We start from the raw sequence: 21,378 nt of genomic DNA on the forward strand, positions 1-21,378 counted from the left end.
TCCGCACGGCGCACACCGGCCGGGTTGCCAGCGTTCTGTCATACTTGGCCGCACCGGGCGCCGCACCGGTATCCTCCGGGTAGCCCGAAAGGGCGGGACGGGCGGCGCGCCCGAACCGTCCGTGTACGCGTTCGCGAGCCTTCGCGCACGCCGAGGGAGGTCATCCGTGGTCAGTCAGTCCGCCCTGCTGGCTATCGCCGGCGTCGCTCTCGGCCTTGTGCTCACCCCGGGGCCGAACATGATCTACCTGGTGTCGCGATCCATCACCCAGGGCTGGCGCGCGGGCCTGATCTCGCTGCTCGGCGTGGGCCTGGGCTTCCTGGTGTACCTCGCCGCCGCGACGGCCGGCATCGCCACACTCTTCGCGCTGGTCCCGCCGGTCTACGAGGCGCTCAAGATCGCCGGCGCCGTCTACCTGCTGTACCTGGCCTGGAACGCGGTCAAGCCGGGCGGGGCCTCCACCTTCGAGCCCAAGCAGCTCTCGCCCGATCCGCCGCGCCGGCTGTTCACGATGGGGCTGGTCACCAACCTGCTCAATCCGAAGATCGCGGTACTCTACGTCTCGCTGCTGCCGCAGTTCGTGGACTCCGCGCGGGGGCACGTGGCGGGTCAGATCCTGGTGCTCGGCCTCACCCAGATCACCATCGCGATGACCATCAATGCCCTGATCGTCCTCACGGCGGGCTCGGTCGCCCGCTTCCTCAGCGAGCACCGTGCCTGGATGCGCGCCCAGCGCTACTTGATGGGAGGGGTGCTCACCGCGCTCGCGGTACGGATCGCCACCGACTGACCCGCCGAGCGCGACGGCCGCAGGTCGCGGCGCGACGTGGCAACCGGCGCCGAGCAGGCGCAGCACGAAGGCAGTCTCGGATGATCGAATGAGATGAAAGGTCTCGACTCATGGCTCGGGTCGCCGTAGTAACCGGAGCAAGCAGCGGAATCGGAGCGGCCACCGCCGCGCGGCTGGCGAAGGACGGCTACCACGTCGTGCTCGCGGCCCGCCGGGTGGACCGGCTCGACGCACTGGCCGAGCGCATCGGCGGCCGGGCGGCGCGCGTGGACGTCACGGATCCGTCGAGCGTGCGGGAGTTCGCGCAGGGCATCGAGTCCTGCGACGTGCTGGTCAACAGCGCCGGCGGCGCGCTCGGAGCCGATCCGGTCGCCACGGGCGAGCCGTCCGACTGGGCGGCGATGTTCTCGGTGAACGTTCTGGGTACGCTGCACGTCGTTCAGTCGCTGTTACCGCAGCTGGCGGCCGGGGGCGGCGGCACCGTCGTGAACATCACCTCGACCGCCGCCTTCGTGAACTACGAAGGCGGGGCGGGGTACAGCGCGGCCAAGCACGCGCAGCACGCCCTCACGGAGACGCTGCGGCTTGAGCTGTGCGGCAAGCCGGTGCGGGTGATCGAGATCGCGCCGGGCATGGTTCGCACCGACGAGTTCTCGCTCAACCGCTTCCGCGGCGACGCCGAACGCGCGGCCGCCGTCTACGCGGACGTCGACCGTCCGCTCTCGGCGGAGGACGTGGCCGAGTGCGTGGCGCTCGCGGTCGGCCTGCCGCAACACGTCAACGTCGATCAGCTCGTCGTGCGTCCGCTCGCGCAGGCGGCGCAGCACAAGGTGTTCCGCGGTCCGCTGTTCGAGCGCTGACCGCGGCCCGGCCGGCGGCGCGCCGCGCCGAAGAAGCCGGCGGGGCCGCGCCGCGGGGCCGGGGTCGGCCCGCGCGGCGCGGCCCCGCCGCGTTTGCGCGGTTCAGCTCACGGGTGAGCGTTGATCCAGGTGCCCGCGCCCGACTGCGCGGAGTCGTTCAGGCGCAGCAGACCGAGTTGGCCGGCCTTCACCCCTGCCTGGAACCGGCTGCTGGCGCCCAGTGCTTCGAGCAGCGCGGCCATGTGCCGGCGGCACGTGCGCGTCGAGATGCCCAGGCGGTTGGCTATCGCCTCGTCCTTGAGCCCGGCGGCCATCAGGCGCATCAGCAGCATCCGGTTGTCCCTCAAGGCCAGCTCGTGCGTCGCCAGTTCCTCGGTGAACGGCATCGCGCCGGACCAGAGCCGCTCGAACCCGCGGCACAGGTAGCGCACCACGGCCTCGTGCGTGATCACCACGATGCCGCTGGCGACGCCGTTGCGCTCCATGGGGATGAAGGCGGTGCTGCGGTCGAAGACGGCTATCGACTCGAAGCTCTCGGACGTCGTGCGCACCAGTCCGCCATAGCGCGTCACGGTTCTGATGAACGAGCGCATACCGAGGCTGGAGCGGCTGATGTGCTGGTAGATCATCCGCTGGCGCACCCGGCGGGAGAGCATCGCCACGGCGGTCTCAGCGCTCTGTTCGAGCAGGCCCACGTCGGTCTGGGAGCCGACATGGGTGGTCAGCGCCTCCTCGGTACAGTTGCGCGCGGCACGGAACAACAGTTCGTGCGCCTTGTCCGGGTCCTGGACGACGTCGATGCCGGCCACCTCGGAGCCCGGCTCGGACGCGTCGGTGAACAGCTCGGCCAGCCCCTTGATCAGCCTGTTGTTCTCGTCGATACGCTGCTCGCGGGCCTTGATCTCGCTGGTCAACGGCTCGTTGAGACGCCGGCGGGCCAGTTCCAGCGATACGGGCACCAGGTCCCCGCGACCCGTCCCGCGCACCAGCAGGCACACGTGGCGCAGCCGTTCGCAGGACGCTGCGACTTCGGCGCTGGAGACGCCCAGTTCGGGAATGGATTGTCTCGGATCGATCCGTGTACGGCGTACCGCGTGCCGGTACACCCTGATGTCGGCCGGCGTCAGGTCCCCCAGGCTGCGCGGCACCGTCGCCAGCCACTCCTCGAGCACGTCGTGTCGGACTTCTGACGCCGCCGCCTCCAGCGAATCCATCAAGCAAGCTCCCTCTTCCTCTGTGCTCGCGTAATGGCGCCGGTGCGCCGCCACGCAAACGGCGGTCATGGGCGTTGCCGAATGCCGAGTCTAATTCCGCCTCATAGTAGCGCAGTACTCATATACACCGAGATAGTGTCCCACCTATCTCGCGGGAAGGGCAGCGTGTCGTCGCCGCGACGCCGACGCGGCCCGTGGATCGCGCGCCACGTCGCGGCTCGGCCGACGTAGCACGCGGCGCGACGGAGCGTATTCGAGCTCGACTTCCGCTTCCGGGATCACAACGGCCCCTCGTGCAACTTTCCCGGACGGCTTGCGCCTGCGCCGCGTGACGCCGGCGATGCCCCGGTCACGGGCCCGGCCTAGGCAGTGTTGGAGAATGTCTCAAGGGGCGAATCCGGTGATCGACTTCGCCTGGACGCACGGCCGAAACGTCCACAGACAACCGGTATGAGCACGCTCCGGCCGCGCGCCCATGCTCGTCGCTGACCGGATTCGCCATCACGATTCCGGGCAAAGCGGCGGTCGAATCGTTGCCTTGATACATTCCCCAACACTGCCTAGTGTCCCGCGCCGGAAATCCGCCGTGAAAATCGGCCCCCGCATCCCGCCTGGCCGCGTTGCCGAAACGCCCACAGACGACCCACTGCGTTGATCGAGCACCGCGAGGGTGTTCCGGCGCCTTGCCAGCCGGGCGCGGATGACCGGACGCGCGCAGCCAGGTCGAGCAGAGTCATGCGACGGATGTCCGGCGCGGGACACCAGAAGCTCACTGAAGATCTTGTGGGTGTGGTGGTGGGCGGGCTTGCCCGCTCGACCGCTTCAGTTCGCGGGTGTCGCGGCGATGCTCCCGTGTCCGTCGGTTCGTCGCAGTCCGAGGTTGATCAGGGTGCGTAGGTTCAGGGCGACGGCGCGGGTGTGTAGCCGGGCGTTGTTCTTGATGGTGCCGTAGTAGCGCACGCGGCGGTTGCCGTGGGCCACGATCCAGGCCACGGCGCGTTCTACCGGGGGACGCCAGCGGCGGCGGGCGGCCGGCCCGGTGAACGCTGCCCTGCGTTGCCGGTAGTGCCCGCCGGGCGCGGATAGGGCGGCGCTGTGCCCGGCGGGGCGGGTCACCGTGCCGGTGGCGGTGTCGATGGCGAAGTCGTCGAGGCTGAAGCCGACGCACCCGACAGCGCACACCCCGCACCAGAACACGGCCGCGAACCCTCAGCACGGACACCCGACGTGAAACGCCCAGGTGCCGCCGGTCGTTCCCACTGGCTGCCCTGACCCCATGCCCGTTGCGTACCCGTCAGGACGGGCACTGGCGGGTGTTGGCGGTCAGTCTCGGTGACGACTGTGCAGCAGGCAAAGGCTCCAGGGCATCGTGATCGCTTGGGCGTGAACCGTGACCTGGACGATCCCGTCACCTTCACCGCCACCCTTTCGATCTCACGCGAGACGGTCGCTTCCTCGCCCTGCTGCTCCACCAGCCGCGCAACCAGGTCGGCACCGCCGCGGCACCCGCGCGCTGGGACCCTTTCGCCAGGCCGCCGCATACCCGAGACTGGAGCGCGCTCACCAGCCGGCGCGAACGGCTAGTGCCGCTCCCTCGCCGGTGTCGTCGCGGGGGCTTGAGCGCGTGCGGTCGCCGTGGCCACGCCGACCGCGGCGCGGTGCAGTGTTCCGGACAGGCCGCCCCAGTCGTAGGCGGTCTCGGCGTGCTGGGCCTGGTCCACGCCGACCATCTCGGCCTCCGCGCCTACCCTGAGGCCGATCGTCGCGTGTACCAGCTTTGCCAGCACGAACGAGACCGTGAAGGTGTACACGAGCACGATGCCGGCGCCGGCCGCCTGGTCGAGCAGCTGGCGCGGGCCGCCGCCGTAGAACAGCCCGGCGCGCGCGCCGTTGGAGAACGCGGCGACCTCGTCGGGCGCGGCGAAAAGACCGATCAGCAGGGTGCCCACGATGCCGCCGACCAGGTGCACGCCCACGACGTCGAGCGAGTCGTCGAGATCGAAGCGGTGCTTGAGGTTCACCGCGTAGCAGCACACGATTCCGGCGATCAGGCCGACGAAGATCGCGCCGATCGGGGACACGGAGGCGCAGGCCGGGGTGATCGCGACCATGCCGGCCACCGCTCCGGAGGCGGCGCCGATGGTGGTGAACGTGCCGTGCTGGATCTTCTCCGCGGCCAGCCAGCCGAGCAGCGCCGTGCAGGCGGCGACCTGCGTGTTCATGAGCACCAGCGAGGCTTGGCCGGCGCAGGTGAGCGAGGAGCCGGCGTTGAAGCCGAACCAGCCGAACCACAGCAGCGCCGCGCCGATCATCACGAGAGGCACGTTGTGCGGCCGCATCGGGTCCTTCTTGTAGCCGATGCGCTTGCCGACCACCAGGGCGCAGGCCAGTGCCCCGGCGCCCGAGTTGATCTCCACCGCGGTGCCGCCGGCGAAGTCCATCACGTGCAGCTTGGCGTTGATGAAGCCGTTGGGCGAGAAGACCCAGTGCGCGACCGGGAAGTAGATGAACGTCACCCAGCCGAGCACGTACACCGTCCAGCCGACGAACTTGGTGCGGTCGGCGATCGCGCCGGAGATCAGCGCGGGCGTGATGATGGCGAACATCAGCTGGAAGCACGCGACCGCGAAGATCGGCACGCCGCTGGAGCCGTAGAGGGCCGGGTGGCCGGAGCCCGCGCCGGTGGCGATGCCGTGCATCCCCCACTGGGTCAAACCGCCCCAGAAGCCGCTGCCTTTCGCGTCGTTCGCGTTACCGAAAGCCACGGACCATCCGTACAGAATCCACGCCACGGTGACCACGGCTATGCAGATGAAATTCATCATCAGCATGTTCAGCACGCTCTTCGAACGGACCATGCCGCCGTAGAAGAACGCCAGTCCCGGCGTCATGAGCAGGACGAGCGCGGAGCTCGCGAGCACCCACGCGGTGTTGCCGGTGTCCACTGTTGACACGGTTTACGGTTCCTTCGGTCGGTGCGGCTCTCGTCAAGGCCGGCGGGGTGGTGCGGTGCTCCGACACGATCGCGGCGCAGCGTTACCGCGCACGGCGCGAGATGTTTCGTCCATGTGACAAAAGCAACGCGCAGGTTACGACTTTTTGACGCAACTTCCTGCGATGCTCGTGGCCCGCCGCGCCGGGGGCAGGGGCAGGGACACGGACACGGACACGGACACGGACACGGACGACGAGGGCATGATGACGCGTCCGCGGCTTCTGCCACTGGGGCGGGGCGGACGCCGGGATGGCACCGGGATGACGTGGCCGGAGGTTCGGCCTGGCTTGATCAGTATTCGCGCCTGCGGCGCTGCCCGGCGGGACGGCCGTCTGGATCGTAGACGACGCGGTAGAGCGCACCCGCCCACAACCGCGTCCACCGCGACAGGTACGGAATGCCGTAGGTACGCAGCCGGCCGGGCGGCCGTGGACCTCGGCACCCGGCCGCGTACCAGGCGTCGAGTCGCGCCGCGCTCCGGGCGAAGGCGTCATACATGGCAAGCGGCTTGCTTAGTTCTTCTTCGTCGGGTCCGTCCAGGTGCTCGCGAGCCAGCTCGATGCGCAGGCCCGAGGCGAAACCCTCCGACGCGCCGCGCGCCTGGTGCGAGCCCGGGTCCGGCTGGTCCATCACCGCGCAGGCCAGCTCCGAGTCGTGGGTCCAGGAGCGGCGGTTGAGGTTGTCTGATCCGACGCAAGCCCAGACGTCGTCGATGATGCAGACCTTGGCGTGGACGTAGACCGGAACGCCGGCGTGGTTCTCCACGCCGTAAACCGCCACCCGGTCTCCCCCGGCCTCGGCGAGCATGCGCATGGCCTCGATCCGTCCGACGAGGTTCGGCGGCAGACTCAGCCGGCCGTCCTGATCGGGAAACCGCGGCAGCACCGCGATAAGGCGTAGTGCCGGATTGTCGGCGAGCGCCCGGGCGAACGGCTCGGCGACGTCGCGCGACCACAGGTACTGGTCCTCAAGATAGATCAGTTCGCGCGCCCTGGACAGAGCCTTGAAATACCCGCGGGCGACGCTGCGCTCGCCGTGCGGGGCGAACGGGTAACCCGCGCGTATCCGGTTGGGATAGGTGCGCAGCACCTGCACCGTCTGACACGCGCGGGTCGGCGGATCGGGCTGCTGGGGCGGGAGCGGCGCGGCTTTCGTGTCCTCGTGCTGGAGCCTGTCGCGCAGGCGGTGCACCGGGTTGGCGGTGAGCGCGGCCGGGTCGTCCCAGCGCTCGCGGAACACCGTTTCGAGGTCGCCGACCGCGGGTCCGCGGACGGCCAGCTGGATGTCGTGCCAGGGCGGGTTCGGCCCGTAGCGCGCGGACATGGGCTGGCGCTGCGGGTCGCCGCCGTGCTCCTCGTCGTCGCGTCGGCTGTGGCACAGATCGATCCCGCCCACGTACGCGACGTCCAGTTCCGGTCGCCCCGGATGGCGCAGTACGACCAGCTTCTGGTGGTGCGAGCCACCGGGGCGCACCCGCATGTCCAGCAGGCATCGGCCGCCCGCCTGCTCGATCTCGTCCCCCAGGTGCCGGTTCTCCTGCTCACTGAACTGGAACCGGTCCAGGTGGGAACGCCAGATCAGGCCGCGCACGAGTACGCCTCGCCGCGCGGCGTCCGCGATCATCCGCGAGACCTCGGTCCCGGGGCCGTCCAGCCGCTCGTCCGGGTCGCCGCGCCAGTCGGTGAACAGCAGCAGGTCGGCCGGCTCCAGCCGGCGGATCGCGGCGACGAGTTCGGCGAAGTAAGCCGCGCCGTGAACAAGCGCGTGCACCTCGTTGCCCTCGGACCAGGCCCGCGCCAGGCGAGTAGCCGAATTGCCGCGCTCAGCGCGGCTCAGGAACCACTGCTCGACACCCACGCCCGCATGTGCCCGGATCCGGCGCCTTCATTCCCCGCGTGTCGGCGCGCGCCGCGGCTCGCCCGGGACCGCCTCGCCTTTCGCTCGGCGTAACCGGCGAACACGACAGTCGGCGGCCGCCCGTCATCAGCAACCACCCGTCGTCAGGAACCACCCGTGCCGCTGGTCGCCAGCAGGAGAGCCGGTATGTCCTCGTACTGCTGGATCAACTGCTCGGTGACCGTGCGGTAGGTGTCGCAGGCGGGGATCTCGACGGCGTCGATCGTCAGGTGCTGCTTCTCCAGCGGTCCGAGGCACAACCCGCCGCAGAAGCCTTCGATCGCGCACCCACGGCAGTACTCCGGATTGTCGTAGCGCAGCGCCGCATGTGCCTCATAGCCCGGTGTGGAGAGCAGGGCGCGGCCCGCCTCGATGTTCCCGAAATGCCCCGAGCCGGCCTTGCACGAGAACACCTCGCCGTTCGGCTCGATGCTGAACTGGGCGCCCTTCGCGGAACAGTTCTTGAACCCGCGGTCGGCGACCACGTCGAATCCGGCGAGCAGCTGGAAGATCTGGTGCCAATAACCGGTCACCACGACCCCGTGCCGCCTGCCGTACCCGACCAGGTCCATCAGCCGGGCCGCGATCCGGTCGCCGCCGTACTCGGCGTAGAAACCCGGGTCGAGGTCCAGGACGATCCCGATCTCGCCGACGCCCATCTCCACGGCGAAGTCCACGAGGCTCTCGTCGACGTCGTCGAACGTCGAACTGCACAGAGCCGTGTTGATCGCGACCCGGTTGCCGTGCACGCGCAGCCGCCGCAGGCCGGCCAGCACCAGCGGCTCGCTGCTGCGGCCGTTCTTCAGCGGCCGGGCGCCGCTCTTCGGCGCGTCGAAGCTCACGCATACCCCGACCCGGTGCCGGGCGAACGCCTCGGCGATCTCGTCGGTGATCAGCGAACCGTTCGTCACGACGGTGTACTCCACCGCCACGCCCTCATCCCGGCCCGACCCGATCTCGTCGAGCACCGCCAGACAGGCCGGCTTGTTCATCAGCGGCTCCCCGCCGAAGAACTGCACCATGACCTGTCCGACCCCTTCGGAGCGGGCCACGCCGAGCGCCCGCCGCGTGTATGCGACGGCCGCCTCCGGGCTCATGGTCCGGTTGTGCGGGTCCCGTTGGAACCGGTAGCGCTCCTCGGACACGTAGACCGGGTCCAGGAGGTCCACCGCGACGCGCTCGCCGGCCGGATCCGGCGCCGATCCGATCGTCACCGGTGTCGGTTGCCGCTTCGCGGTCGCGGCCGCGGTGGTCTTGGTCAGGTCGGAGCCCTGGATGCCCTCGAAGCAGTATGTGCAGCCGAAGTTACATCCGTTGACCAGGACGAGTTGGACGACGTTGACGCGCCGGTTCGGCGGTGGCGGCGCCGGGTGGTGGCCCTCGTCGAGGAAGCCGCGCAGCGCGAGCTGTTCGACCAGGCGCAGGCAACGCGCCGGGTCGGCCCGCACCTGGGCCGCCGCGGCCCGCACGACGTCGCCGACCCCGGCTCCCGCGCCGAAGGCGTCCAGCACCTGCTCGGCGGCTGCGTCGAGGACGACGAGACCGCCGAGCTTGCGGTGGTAGACGGCGGTGCCGCGCCGGTGCGTCACGCGGACCAGGTCGGGCGAGACACTGAGGCGAAGCGACTGGTCCACCCGTCAGCCTCCTACGGCCGCGGCCACCATCGGCAGCACGATCCGCTCGGCGTCCCGGTCGGCCCAGTCGGCGACCAGCCGGCGGGTCAGCTCCCGATACACGTCGCAGGCCCCTTCGACGACACCGTCGAGGTCGCCGGTGTTCTTGACGATGGTGCCCACGCAAAGACCGGAGCAGAAACCCTCGATGGCGCAGCCGTGGCAGGCGTCGTCGGTCTTGAACGCCTTGTCGACGTGCCGGAGGTACAGATCAGACTTCAGATACCGGGAGAGCGAGCCGGTGTCCTGCAACGGCTCCTCGGCGATCTTGCAGGAACGGACGCTGCCGTTGGGCTCGAAGCTGAGCTTCGCCCCCTCGGCCGCGCACGTCTTGTAGCCCTTCTCCAGGTTCAGCGGCAGTTGCCCGGTCATCTGCTCGTAGACCTGGTGCCAGTAGCCGGTGACGCCGATGCCCGCCGCCGCGGCGGTGCGCCGCAGTTCCAGGACGGTGTCCATGACCACCGCCATGGCCTCGGTGTCCGCGTACGGCGCGGCATCCAGGTCCAGGATCACACCGATCTGGCGCGCGCCGACCTCGGTGGCGATGCCGACGATGAGTTCCGGATCGGTCTGCGGCGCGTTCTTCGTCGACACGACGGTGTTGAGGTTCAGCGACACGCCGGCGTCGGCCAGCATGCGCAGCCCGCTGTCGACCATGGCCGACGCCGAGGCCTTGGACTTGGTCGTACGCAGGGCGTTGCCATCGCCGTCGTAGCTGACGGCCACCGTGACACGCGCCGCCGCGAGCGTCCGCGCGATGTGCGGCGTCACCCGGGTGGCATTGGTGGTCATGCTGTAGACGATGTGCACCCCGGCGTGTTGGGCGCCGACCTCGGTGAGCACCGCTTCGACGGTGTCCCACGCGAGCATGGGCTCGCCGCCGAAGAACTCGACGGACAGCTGGGCGTTGCCGGCCCGCGCGACCGTCTCCGCGGACGCACGCACCAGCCGGCACGCCGTGTCGGCGGTCATCGTGCCCACCGGCGAACTGCGCCGCAGCGTCGCGAGCGGCAGCAGCACCGGCTTGCGCTGCGAAGAATCGGCCGACTGCGGCTTGATCGTGCCGACCGGGTCGAGGGTGTCCTGATAGCAGTAGCTACAGCCGAGATTGCACGAGTTGGTGAGCACCAGCTGGATGCCTTTGAGCAGGTAGCCGGAGCTCGCGTTGAGCGCCCGGTCGGAGCGCGCCGCTTCGATGACGGCGCGCTCGTCCTGGTCGTCGGGCACGAGGAAGAAGCGGTCCTCCAGTTCGGCGAGCGCCTCCGCCGACGGCTCCCGGTCGGCGCACCGGCCCCGCAGCCACCGGCTGCCGTCCCGGTCCAGCAGTGTGAGGTTGCCGAACAGCGAGTGGTAGACGGGCGTGAACCCGTCCTCCCGCTCGTCGGCGAACACCAGGTACCGCGATGGAGTCAGCGTCCGAGTCGCCATTGTGAACCGCTCCGCCCTCAGTCGAGCGACCGGAGCAGGAGCGGCTGCTCCTCGGTTCCGCTCGCCGCGGTGCCGCCGATGGTTCCCGCGATCGTGCCGCCGATCGTGCCGGCGATGGTGCCGCCTATGGTGCCGGCGATCGTCCCGCCGATCGTGCCCGCGATGGTCCCGCCGAGCTCCGCTCCGGGCCGGCGCATCTTCTCCAGATCCGACTTGCGCATGGTTTCCTCCCAAAGATTTTTTTCTTCGAGTTCTTCGATGCTAACCACGCGTTCGGGGTCGGTCAAATGAGTGTTCGAATATACGGATCAGATTTGTTACCGCTGGCGAAGCCGAACAATGTATTGAGCTGATAGGCGATTGAATCCAAGGGAACAGTGTGCGCGCAGTGGCGGGTGTTGATGCTTCGAGCCCCCCTATCGGCCCGCCGCGGGTGACCCCACGGGGCGCCAGAGCGTGCGCTCGTAGAACCACGCGGCGACCTTCTCCAGTCGCGGGACGAGGTCCTCGTGGGCGGGCGCGCCGACGATGTATCCGGCCAGGAACGCTCCGGACTTGACGCCCCCGTGGAACTCCTGCCCGACCGCTCCGCTCAGCGACGCCTCCAGGATGCCCTCCGGTTCCTCGCCGACGGGCAGTCGCTCGAGCACGCCGTGCGACGGCGGAATGCTCAACCCCGCGGCGGGACGATAGACGTGGGCGTCGAGTGCCGAGGGAAGGCCGCACTCCAGACGGAGCCACTCCTTGTCCAGGTCGACCCCGAAGGCGTGCCGGATCATGGAGCCGATGATCCCGCCCCCGGTGCGGCTCGCGATCTCGCAGAAGACCAGCCGGTCGTCCGGCGTGATCCACACTTCCAGGTGGATCACGGTGTTCAGCGGGGTCGGCAATCGCGCCACGATCGCGTGCGACACCTCGATCAGGCGGTTGTATGCCGGTTCCCCGGGGGCCAACGGCACGCTGGCGACCCAGTCATTCGTGCGGAACGACAGGGCGCTGTTGATGTACCGGGAGGGTTGCAGGAAGACCGTCTCGCCGTTCGCGACGAGCCCGTCGATGTGGTACATCTCCCCCGGGACGAAGCTTTCGATTTCACTGTCCCCGGGCCAGGGCCGGGCGAGATACGCGTCCAGTTCGGCTTCGTCGCGGATGACGGCCGTGCCCAGCGAGCCGGACTCGGCCACCGGCTTGATCACCACGGGGTAGCCGTGCTCCGCGATGAACTCAAGGGCCGTATAGGCGCAGTCGAGGCGTCGGTAGGCGGGCAGCTCCACCGGGCCGCCGGCGAGGTGGTCCTTCATCACGACCTTGTCGCGGAACGCGAGCGCGCTCGCGGTGTGCTGCCCCGGCAGGCCCAACAACTCTCGCAGCCGCGCCGCCCGCAGCACGTCCGTCTCGGCCCGGGCGAAGACGGCGACGACCGCATGGGCGCGGGCCAGTCGCAGCGCCGTCTTCTCGACAAGCTGATTCGTCTCGTAGTCATCGAACCCGTACACGTGCTCGAGATGCGCGTAGCCCTCGACGTGCTCCGAGGAGGCCACGATGATCGGCTCGATCCCGCAGCCGGCCAGCCACTTGTCGTACGGGGTCTTGCCGTACGGACTCTTGGCGAAGATCAGAACGTGTCGCATAACCGTACCCCTTCAGGTGTTCACGTTGCCTGCGGCCGGCGAGCGGCCGGTGGTCCGGGTGCCGGCCCGCTTCCCGGGACGGGAGGAAACGCGACACGCACGGTACCCCGCGGACGAACCGAACCGGCTCAGTCGGCAGCCTGGGTGGTCACAATCGTCAAGGCCCTGAATTCGGCTATCGCCGCAGCGCATTCGCCCGGGCTTGCGGCGGTCAGGGTGGCCATGCCAAGCCGGTCGAAGGAGGACAGGATCGGTGGTACCTCGTCCCCGGGCTGCACGGTCACGTCCCACTGCACGATGGAACCATGGGTGAGCACCGGCTGCGGCGCCACCGCCGTCACGCGTCCGGGTGGTGCGGTGATGAACACGGTGGCCGCCGCCGCGGCGGTGGCCTGCCGTCGCCGCAGCCCGGCGCCGACCGCCCACCCCACGGCCGCCCGCCGCCATTCGACGCCGGTGGTCAGTTCCACCAGTTCGGCGATGCCGTCTCCGCCGAGGCGGGTGTGGGTCTCGATGATGACGACCTCGTCGCCGTCCACCTTGACCTCGGTGTGGCTGGGACCGTCGGTCAGTGCGATGGCGTCGAGGAGTTCCGCGACGGCCCGCTCCACCAGCCGCTGTCGCCGGCTGTCGAGTGACAGCGGCGGCATCAGGTGGCTCATCTCGACGAACCGGTCCGAGGTGCCCTTCTCGGCTATGCCCACGAACGTGTGCCGTCCGTTCAGCGACAAGCCCTCGACGCTGAACTCCAGGCCGCCGGCGAACCGTTCCAGCAGGGTGGCGGCGCTTCTGCGATCCGGCGGCAGGTCGGCGGGCCGGCCCAGCAGGATCACATCCTTGCTGCCGCCGCCGTCCACCGGCTTGGCCACCACCGCGGCGCCGTCGGCGAACAGGCGGGACACGGCGGCCGGGTCGTCCCCCCTCGCGAACAGCGGGTTGAGATGCGGTGCCTTACACTCCAGGGCCTCTCGCATCTTCAGCTTGTCGCGGGTGGCTCTGACCACGTCCGATGCCACGCCCGTCACGCCGAGGCGCTCCGCCGCCACCGCCGCCGGCTCCATCCCGAACTCGGTGATCGAGACGATCGCGGCGGGCGAGCGGGGTCTGATGAACTCGTCGACGAAGGGGAAGAACGCAAGGGGGTCCTTGAAGTCGGCGGTGAACACCGTCGAGGTCTCCCGGCTGGCCGGGTCGAGCGGCTCAGCGTCGGGCAGCTGTACGTGGATCACGTCGCAGTCCAACGTCGCGGCCGCGCGCGCCGTGGGTGGATTCGCGCCGAGGATCACGAGGGTCACGGGTCGTTCCTCTGCGTTCGCGTCCTGAGATGCACGGCGACTCCACGTGTTCGGCGGTAAGAACGTCGATGATGATCACACCGGTCCCCGGTGGACCACCCGGCAACAGACGCCTTACATGCGTTCCGGCGATGACAAGCCAAATCTCGCCTAGAACGCGATCAGCTGTCAACGCGGCACGCGGCCGGCCGGCCGGTGCGCAGGGCCTTGACACCCTCGCGCGGCTGCGAGCTCGGCTCGTCGGGCCGTTCGAAGCCGAGATGCGTCGCCTCGGCGGCCTTCACCGGAACGCGTATTCCATCTCTGTCAGGGGATCATCAGCTGCGCCGGGTCGGCTCCGGAACCGGCACCACAACCGGCTGCCGGCTGCGGCAACGCCGGTTCAGCAGGCGCCCGCGAGCGCCGCCCGCCTGCGAAGAACAGCGCCGAGACCGCGGCGGCCGCGCACTGCGCCGCCACCACGATCCAGAACGCGTCGATCTCACCGGCCGCCTGGTAGTGGGTGAAGACGAATCCGCCCACCACCCCGGACGCCAGGCCGCCGATGCCCGCCGTCAATCGCCCGATGCCGAAGGCGAGGGTCGGGTTGTCCGGCACCCGATCGACGAGTTCGAGATCGCATCTGAGGAACAGCAGGATCTCGCCCGTCGTGAACAGGGCTGTTCCTGCCAGCATGGCCGGGGTGCGCCCCAGCGCGATCGTGCCTGTGCCGAGCATCATCAGCGCGAACGAGCCGACCACCAGCAGGCGGTAGTCGGACCGCGCGATCCGCCGCGCCAGCGGGGGCTGTAGCAGCGCCACCATGGCGCAGTTGAGCAGCATCACCCAGCCGAGGGCCCGGATGTCGGATTTCTCGGCGGCGTACAGGCCGATGAAGCTCTGGAAGAAGAAGTAGAGGTAGAAAGCCAGGGTGTTGAAGAGCACGGGGCGAAGCGCACCGCGCAGACCCCTGAGTCTGTCCGCCGAGGGCTTCGCGTCCTTCGCCGCGTCCGTGTCAGTGTCCGCGATCGCAGCCCTCGCCGCGTTCGCGTTCGCGTTCGGTTCCGGATTCGGTTCGGGATTCGGTTCGGGTCGGCGGCTGACCTGCGCGCCGAGCGTGAATTGATGTGCCGCGGTGATCACCGCGAAGAAGACGGCCAGCCCGACGAGCAGTGCGGTGGGATCGGCGGCGATCAGGAAGGCGGCCAACAGCGGACCCAGTCCCATGCCGGCGTTCAGAGCCGCGCTGCTCACCGCGAGGAAGAACGGGCGCTGTGCGTCGCGGACGCGGGTGACGACGTATGCCTTGTTCGCCGGGAGGTACAGCGCCGGACCACCCGCGACCAGGACCACGGCCGGATACGCGACCCACGGGGCCCGCACGGCCAGGCCCAGCAGGGCGAGGCCGCAGGTGCGCAGCAGGAGCGCGAAGACCATCGTTCGCTTCAGCCCGAACCGCCTGGCGACCGGGCTGCCCAGGATGCTGCCGCCGAACTGGATGAAGGTCGCGACGGCCACCAGGCTCCCGGCGACTCGGATGTCCAGGCCGACGACCTTGACCAAGAGCACGCCGACGAACGGCGTGACCATGTAGCTGCCGAGGGCGACGACGAAGGAGAGCAGGATCACCGCCCGCAGACCGGGCTCCAGCCCGCTGAACATCCGCCCCTTGGCGATCAGCACCCTGATCATCACGGGATCGTCCGGGCCGCGCGCCGTCCTCGGGCCGGGCAGCCGTGCGCGTTTCTGATCGTCCGCGTGCGGCATGCAGCCGAGAGTAATTCAGAATGTTGAGCTGGACAACACGCGCAAGCGGTCTCACGGCCCTTCGGATCCCGCACCCGACGGCCCGCATCCGGCGGCGGCGTTGCCCCGGGGACGCCCCGGGGCAACGCCGCCGTGCTCTCGCGCGGCTGTTTCCGCGCGAACCGGAAAGGATCAGTGCAGGTACATCAGGGGTTCGCCGAGGCCGTCCAGCCCGGTGCCGGCGATGTTGCAGGTGCCGCCGCGTACGGAGCCGTTGTTGTATGCCTGCCGCACGCAGTTGCGCAGGGCGAGCTGGCCCCAGTAGTTCGGGTGCAGCGATTCCTGGATGTAGTAGTCGCTGCCGATCGTGGAGACGGTGCGGATCTGGTTGATCCACTCCGTGGCGTTCTGCGCGCCGGGATCGGTCCAGCTGTTCAGGTTCTCCTCCTCGAGCAGGCCGACGGTGTTCTCACACAGGCGCCTGCCGTTGAAGGCGGAGCTCAGTTGCAGCGTGACGACGTTGCTCAGGCCGCTGCCGGCGGCGGCGCTGAACACCGCGTTGTCGATCGTCGGCAGCGCGGTGGAGTTGGCCCAGTTCGCGTCGGTGTTCCAGAAGCCGCACCCGCCCGTGGACTGCCGGGTGTAGCCGGACTGCGAGTAGCGAAAGCCGGTGCTGTTCGGGATCGGGTCCGGGTAGTCCTGCACGACGATCTTGTACATCGAGTCCGCGTAGCCGTCGTTCGCCATCGCCTGATGGATGTTGCGCAGCGCCCCGACGATCGCGCCGACCTGGGTGGAGACGTTGCCGCTGGAGAAGTTGCCGGTGACCGAGGAGTCGTGGCTGCAGTACGCCGGCCACCAGGAGGGCGAGACGAGGAAGTCCTCGACGCAGGTTTGGACGATGGACCCGAAGTTGAAGTTGTTGCCCCCGATGGACACCGCGATCATCGTCACGTTGTGCGTCGCGGCGAAATTCTGCAGCATCAGGGCCTGGCCGAGGTCGCCACCGCCGTCGTTGTAGAAGTCGAGGCCTGGCTTGAAGTTGTCGCTGGAGTCCCAGAAGGTCGAGGTCTTCGCGCCCGAGCAGGCGAAGTCGACTCCGTTGACGCCGCCGCCGAGATAGATCTCCGCGGAGTGCGAGCGGTGGCAGCGGGCGATCAGTTCCGCGGTGTCCGCGGCGTTGTCGTAGTACGCGGTGGATCCGAGGGCGTCGATGTGGCTTTCGCCCATGTTGGTGTTGCCGGCCCAGCGGCCGGCCTCCCCGGAGATGTAGGAGTCGCCGACGCTGACCACCCACGGCGTCCCCGATCCGGGTCCGTCCGCGAGTGCCGCTGGGGTGGATGCGATGAGGCCCGCGGTGGTCATCGACCCGACTGTGGTCAGGGCGAGCAGGATCCGCGAGGATCGGCCGAACCGACGCATTGGTGTCCCTCTTGTGGGAGCCGACAGGATGTGGATGCGCCTGTGCTGGGCAGCGTGTGGCGCGCCACACACGCTGACACCGGTCGATGCGGTGAGCCAGAGGCACTACCAATCCTTTGCCGAGCGTTTCACTGCGCGCCGGGGTTCGGCACTGGTCGAAGCGCGATCTTGGTTGGAATAACCTGATATCAGGCGGTGACATCCCGGCGATCGGAACGGCGCCAGCGCGAGACGCTCGGCCGGATCATCCGGCCGAGCGTCTCGGTGGAACTTTGTCAGGGCCGGATGGTCACCGGCACCCGCCGGGACGAGCCGGCGTCAGTTGGCGTCAGTTGGCGTCAGCCCGCGTCAGTTGGAATCCGCGGACGGGATGAAGGCTCCGGGCACCTGGTCGGGAGCGTAGATCCTGCTCTCGCCCGGGTAGGGCTTCTTCCAGTCGCTCGTCTGGTACCAGGTGAGGTGGTTCATCTGCTCGGGGTTGGCGTAGTCCGGCGTGGCGTTGGAGCCGGTGGTGTGCTGCTGGGCCAGCCACGCCTGCCACTGGGCCGCCACCTGCTTCTCGGCCGCGGGCACCGCGGTGGACGGCTGGAGCGCCGCGAACTTCGACGCGACGGTGTCCGAGCCGCAGGACGGCTGCGTCGACAGGCCCAGCGTCAGCGAAGTCTGATTCGGCACCGCGTTGAACGGCGCGTAGTCGGGCTTCGAGGTGAACGCGCCGGTCATCGGCGTGGCCGCGGCGTCGAGCTGGTTCATCGGGTGGATCCCGAGGATCTGCTCGATGGTGCGGACCATCGTGATCTGCGAGTAGTAGTGGTCGTCGACGACGCCGCGCTGGGCCCAGGGGCTGATGATCTGGATCGGGGCCCGGTGCCCGTCCACGTGGTCGAGGCCGGCCTGCGAGTCGTCCTCGACGACGAAGATCGCCGAGTCCTTCCAGTACTTGCTGTGCGAGATGGTGTCCACGATCTGGCCGACCGCGAGGTCGTTGTCGGCGACCTGGGCGGCCGGGTTGGGCGGGCCGCCGGTGTGGTCGCTGGAGAGCCAGAACATGTTCAGACCGGCCGGACCGTGCTGCTGGAAGTCCTTCTGCCAGATCTGCTCACGGTAGATGTCCGGCACCGAGGTGTCGAACTTCGGATACCCGGGCACCGAGACGTCGTTCAGCGACGGGATCGGCGAGGAGGACAGCAGCGGGTAGGCCGTGGTGGCGCCGGTCGCGGCCATGTTCTTCGCGTCGCAGTAGAGGTTCTGCCAGCTCGCGTCCGACGGCTTGGTCAGGAACTGCTGGAACTCGCCGAAGTCGCGCACCGACTTGCCCGCCGCCTCGGCGCCGGTCCACAGGAACCCGGACGCCTGGTGGCCCAGCGCGTCGTCCTCGGTGTCATAACTGCGCTGATACTCGCCGGCCGAGGACTCGGTGTACTCCGGGTCGTCGGCCTGCATCAGCCAGTTGTGTCCCTCCGCGGAGTTCGTGCCGACGTCATAGGTGTTGTCGTAGAGCCCGAACTGCTGCTCCATGGCGTGCTGGTTCGGCGTGACGGCCGCGCCGAACTGGGTCAGCGCCGGGTCGCCGTTGCCGCGCGGGTCGTCGCCGAAGACCTGGTCGTAGGTCCGGTTCTCCTTGACGATCAGGAAGACGTGCTTGATCGTCGAGGGGTCGCCGATCCGCTGCGGGACCGGGGTCGGCCGCCTGTCGCCGCGGCCCGTGGCGTACTTCACCGAGTTCTTCGTCCAGCCGTCGTACTGGAAGACCTTCTTCGTGTATTCGCGGATCACGTGGTCGTCCGGCAGCGTGAACTTCTGCAGGCTGGAGGTGGTGTCGTGGGTGTTGTGCCCGGCGGCGTACGGCGCGGGGGTGCGCAGGGCGTCGATCCCGCGGGTGTTCGCGACCAGCACCTGGTTGCCGGTGCTGGTGATCTCGGCCGGGAAGTAGTCCGTGGGCAGCAGGCCCACGTAGCTGACCGGCTGCCGCGCCGAGGTGTAGCGGTAGACCGCCACCGCGTTGGCCCGGCCCAGCGTGACCAGCAGGTGGCCGTCGCCGGTCAGGGTGATCGCGTCGGGCTCGTAACCGATCGCGGCCTCGGGCCACGGCTGCGTCGAGATCGTCTGCACGACGCGGTTCGCAGCCGTGTCGATGATCGAGACCGTGTCGCTGTTCGTGTTGGCCACGAACAGCGTCGAGCCCTTGGCGTACAGGGCGGTGGGATGCAGGCCGACGTTGATGTTCGCGACCGCCGCCGCCGGGTTCGCCGGGTCGATGACGCTCACGGTGCCGGAGGTGGTGGAACCGGTGAACTGGCTGGCCGGCACCTGCGTGCCGTACGAGTTCAGCGTGGAGTCGCCGGCGACGGCCGTGCGGCCGCCCTCGTCGCCGACATAGATCTTGCCGCCGACCACGACCATGTCGCGCGGGGCGTTGCCCACGTTCCAACTGCGCTCGATCGCGCCGGTCGCCGCGTCGATGGCCACCACGCGGTTCTGGCCGTTGACGGCCGCGTACACGGTGGAGCCGTCCGCGGAGAACACCGCCTGGGCCGAGAGCGCGCGCTCAGTGCCCTGAGCCGGGATCGCGACGTCGACCGGGTTGGCGACGGTGCCGTCGGAGTTCACCGTGAACCTGGTGTAGCCGTCGGCGCGGCCCAGCCACAGCGTCTTGCCGTCGGGCGAGTAGGACGGGCCGGCCTGGCCCACGTCGTTCCCGCTGATCTTCAGGTCGGCCGTGGTGGACTTGCCGATGACCTGCCGGACCTGCCAGGTCCTGAGGTCGACGATGACCATCGCGACCCCGCCGTCGGCGACCAGGGCGGCCAGATGCGTGCCGTCCGGGCTGACCGAGGAGGCCATGATCTTGCCCTGGTTGATGACCAGCCGGTCGCCGATCGGGTTGATGTACTGGTCGCTGGGAAGGACCTGGCCCTTGTCAGTGATCTGAGGGACCTGCTGGGTGCCGAACTGCTGCGTCGACGCCGAGCCGAAGGTGGTGCCCGTGAGCACCAGCGCGATCGATGCCACACCGACCTTGGCGAGGCGCCGTCGGCCACTGCGGCCGCCGGGAAGATCGAGGCCCTTCCCGAGCGGCCGTCTGCGGCGCGTTACCTGCATTGAGTTCTTCCTTTAGTGAGAAGGGAGCAGGTCGACGTTGCCGTCGAACTGCCACAGCGGGTTCGGTTCATCCCCGTCCGGGGTGCGAACCAGGAAGTAGCCGTTCACTTCCTTCGGCCCATCGCCGTCGGCGATGTACCGCCCGTTCGCCGTGACATCGAGCTGGTAGATCGCTGAACCAGTGATCGCGACGCCAGGGACGTGCCAGGAGACCGTGCAGCGCCAGTCGTTGCCGGGGCCTTCGGCCGTGGTCAGCCCGTCGCTCTTGCTGCACGAGGCCGCGGTCCGCAGTTGCGCCTCGGTGACCGGCGGACGGTGCAACTGCTGCTCCTGCAGCCGGTAGAGATGACCGAACGCCGTCGCGAGCGACCGCTGCACCTTGTCCTGATCGATCCCGGAGCCGGTGGCCCCGGTCGAGACGGCGAGGACCCCGATCGTCGCGGCGAGCAGTGCGGCCGGCGGCAGGAGGCCGACCGCCAGAAGTCTGCGACCGGTCCCGTCGTTGCTCGGGTTGGTGAAGTCGCGCCGCAGGAACAGCAGGTAGGCCAGCGCGGTCGCGACGAGCGCCCACGCCAGGCTGACGCCGACGCCGATCAGCAGGGGGCTGAGTTGTTGCGGCTGCGCGAACAGGCCGTTCCACGCGATGAAGGCGTAACCGGGCAGGGCCAGGCGCACGGCGACGGGCAGCGGCAGCATCTGCGCGGACTGCATCGCGAGGGCGGCGAGCACCGGCAGCAGCAGACCCATCGGCGAGCGGCCGAAGGCGACGGACCCGAGCAGGCCGATGGCGGCGAGGGCGAGGGTCGGGGCGAGCGCGCAGGCCCAGGCGAGCAGGACCTTGCCCGCGGCGTCCCCGGGCGCGAGCGTGTGCCCGTCGAGCCCGATCAGCGGCTTGTCGCCGACCGCGAGCAGTCCGCCGGCCACGCCGGAGGCGACCAGCCCGAGCATGAGCAGCAGGATGACGGTCAGGCTCGCCATCGCCTTCGCCGCGAAGATCCGCCGGTGCGAGCGCACCGCGACCAGCAGGTGCCGCCAGGTGCCGAGCCGGTCTTCGGACGCGAACACGTCGCCGGCCACCAGCGAGGTGAGCAGCGGCAGCGCCCAGGTGCCGCAGAAGCCGAGCAGCACGAGCGGTCCGGCCCAGCCGGTGGTGTGCATCCAGCGCCCGAAGAGGGTGTCCGAGGGCAGATTGCTCTGCCGGCTGACCCCCACGACGAACAGCGCGGGGCCGACCCAGCAGGCGAGAATCAGCAGGCGCAATCGCCACGGCGAGAACAGCTTGACCAGCTCGAACCGGTACGCGCGCGCCACCGGGACCGGGCGGGCGGCCGCGGGCCGGGCCTGGGC

Annotated in this window: 16 protein-coding genes; 2 read left to right on the top strand and 14 right to left on the bottom strand. The window is 69.4% G+C overall.

Annotated features, from left to right (window positions below):
• Positions 1–166: 166 nt before the first annotated feature.
• Positions 167–790 carry a LysE family translocator gene (locus KGA66_RS22145; RefSeq protein ID WP_211470174.1) on the top strand — a complete coding sequence of 208 codons (624 nt, stop codon included), beginning with the start codon at positions 167–169 and terminating at the stop codon, positions 788–790.
• Between the two features lie 110 nt (positions 791–900).
• On the top strand, positions 901–1,650 hold the full coding sequence (locus tag KGA66_RS22150) for an SDR family oxidoreductase (RefSeq protein WP_211470176.1): 750 nt from the start codon (positions 901–903) through the stop codon (positions 1,648–1,650).
• Between the two features lie 107 nt (positions 1,651–1,757).
• On the opposite strand, the gene KGA66_RS22155 is transcribed toward KGA66_RS22150, so the two are convergent.
• From KGA66_RS22155 to KGA66_RS22215, 14 genes are all read right to left on the bottom strand, one after another.
• The gene (locus KGA66_RS22155) at positions 1,758–2,864 is read right to left on the bottom strand and encodes a helix-turn-helix transcriptional regulator (RefSeq protein WP_211470178.1); all 1,107 of its coding nucleotides are present in this window, start codon (positions 2,862–2,864) and stop codon (positions 1,758–1,760) included.
• An 822-nt stretch (positions 2,865–3,686) separates the two neighbouring features.
• Positions 3,687–4,046, bottom strand: a complete 360-nt coding sequence (locus KGA66_RS31815; protein WP_211470180.1) for a transposase — start codon at positions 4,044–4,046, stop codon at positions 3,687–3,689.
• A 398-nt stretch (positions 4,047–4,444) separates the two neighbouring features.
• Positions 4,445–5,809, bottom strand: coding sequence for an ammonium transporter (locus KGA66_RS22165; protein WP_369015937.1), 1,365 nt, complete (start codon positions 5,807–5,809; stop codon positions 4,445–4,447).
• 341 nt (positions 5,810–6,150) lie between these two features.
• Positions 6,151–7,716, bottom strand: coding sequence for a phospholipase D-like domain-containing protein (locus tag KGA66_RS22170; protein WP_211470182.1), 1,566 nt, complete (start codon positions 7,714–7,716; stop codon positions 6,151–6,153).
• Between the two features lie 143 nt (positions 7,717–7,859).
• On the bottom strand, positions 7,860–9,389 hold the full coding sequence (locus KGA66_RS22175; protein ID WP_211470184.1) for a radical SAM/SPASM domain-containing protein: 1,530 nt from the start codon (positions 9,387–9,389) through the stop codon (positions 7,860–7,862).
• Positions 9,390–9,392: 3 nt separating this feature from the next.
• Positions 9,393–10,856, bottom strand: coding sequence for a radical SAM protein (locus KGA66_RS22180; RefSeq protein ID WP_211470186.1), 1,464 nt, complete (start codon positions 10,854–10,856; stop codon positions 9,393–9,395).
• A 17-nt stretch (positions 10,857–10,873) separates the two neighbouring features.
• On the bottom strand, positions 10,874–11,143 hold the full coding sequence (locus KGA66_RS22185) for a hypothetical protein (protein ID WP_211470188.1): 270 nt from the start codon (positions 11,141–11,143) through the stop codon (positions 10,874–10,876).
• A gap of 129 nt (positions 11,144–11,272) precedes the next feature.
• Positions 11,273–12,487 carry an ATP-grasp domain-containing protein gene (locus KGA66_RS22190; protein ID WP_211470190.1) on the bottom strand — a complete coding sequence of 405 codons (1,215 nt, stop codon included), beginning with the start codon at positions 12,485–12,487 and terminating at the stop codon, positions 11,273–11,275.
• A 128-nt stretch (positions 12,488–12,615) separates the two neighbouring features.
• Positions 12,616–13,782: an ATP-grasp domain-containing protein gene (locus KGA66_RS22195; protein ID WP_211470192.1), complete on the bottom strand. Its 1,167-nt coding sequence runs from the start codon at positions 13,780–13,782 to the stop codon at positions 12,616–12,618.
• Between the two features lie 161 nt (positions 13,783–13,943).
• Positions 13,944–14,066, bottom strand: a complete 123-nt coding sequence (locus tag KGA66_RS31170) for a hypothetical protein (protein ID WP_281416747.1) — start codon at positions 14,064–14,066, stop codon at positions 13,944–13,946.
• 22 nt (positions 14,067–14,088) lie between these two features.
• Entirely contained in the window at positions 14,089–15,528 is a 1,440-nt protein-coding gene (locus KGA66_RS22200; protein ID WP_211470194.1) for an MFS transporter, read from the bottom strand.
• Between the two features lie 171 nt (positions 15,529–15,699).
• Positions 15,700–16,872: an SGNH/GDSL hydrolase family protein gene (locus KGA66_RS22205; protein ID WP_246508281.1), complete on the bottom strand. Its 1,173-nt coding sequence runs from the start codon at positions 16,870–16,872 to the stop codon at positions 15,700–15,702.
• Positions 16,873–17,277: 405 nt separating this feature from the next.
• Positions 17,278–20,031 (bottom strand): bifunctional YncE family protein/alkaline phosphatase family protein, encoded by a 2,754-nt coding sequence (locus KGA66_RS22210; protein WP_211470198.1) that lies wholly within the window; start codon positions 20,029–20,031, stop codon positions 17,278–17,280.
• A gap of 12 nt (positions 20,032–20,043) precedes the next feature.
• Positions 20,044–21,378 (bottom strand): ABC transporter permease (locus KGA66_RS22215; RefSeq protein ID WP_211470200.1); only part of this gene is annotated, 1,335 nt, incomplete at its 5' end.

The organism is Actinocrinis puniceicyclus (assembly GCF_018283645.1).
Lineage (GTDB): Bacteria > Actinomycetota > Actinomycetes > Streptomycetales > Catenulisporaceae > Actinocrinis > Actinocrinis puniceicyclus.

What these genes read in the sequence shown, in the direction of transcription:
- KGA66_RS22150 (WP_211470176.1), top strand. Translation starts at nt 901, where the DNA reads ATGGCTCGGGTCGCCGTAGTAACCGGAGCAAGCAGCGGAATCGGAGCG.
- KGA66_RS22155 (WP_211470178.1), bottom strand. Translation starts at nt 2,864, where the DNA reads ATGGATTCGCTGGAGGCGGCGGCGTCAGAAGTCCGACACGACGTGCTC.
- KGA66_RS22180 (WP_211470186.1), bottom strand. Translation starts at nt 10,856, where the DNA reads ATGGCGACTCGGACGCTGACTCCATCGCGGTACCTGGTGTTCGCCGAC.
- KGA66_RS22190 (WP_211470190.1), bottom strand. Translation starts at nt 12,487, where the DNA reads ATGCGACACGTTCTGATCTTCGCCAAGAGTCCGTACGGCAAGACCCCG.
- KGA66_RS22200 (WP_211470194.1), bottom strand. Translation starts at nt 15,528, where the DNA reads ATGCCGCACGCGGACGATCAGAAACGCGCACGGCTGCCCGGCCCGAGG.
- KGA66_RS22205 (WP_246508281.1), bottom strand. Translation starts at nt 16,872, where the DNA reads ATGACCACCGCGGGCCTCATCGCATCCACCCCAGCGGCACTCGCGGAC.
- KGA66_RS22210 (WP_211470198.1), bottom strand. Translation starts at nt 20,031, where the DNA reads ATGCAGGTAACGCGCCGCAGACGGCCGCTCGGGAAGGGCCTCGATCTT.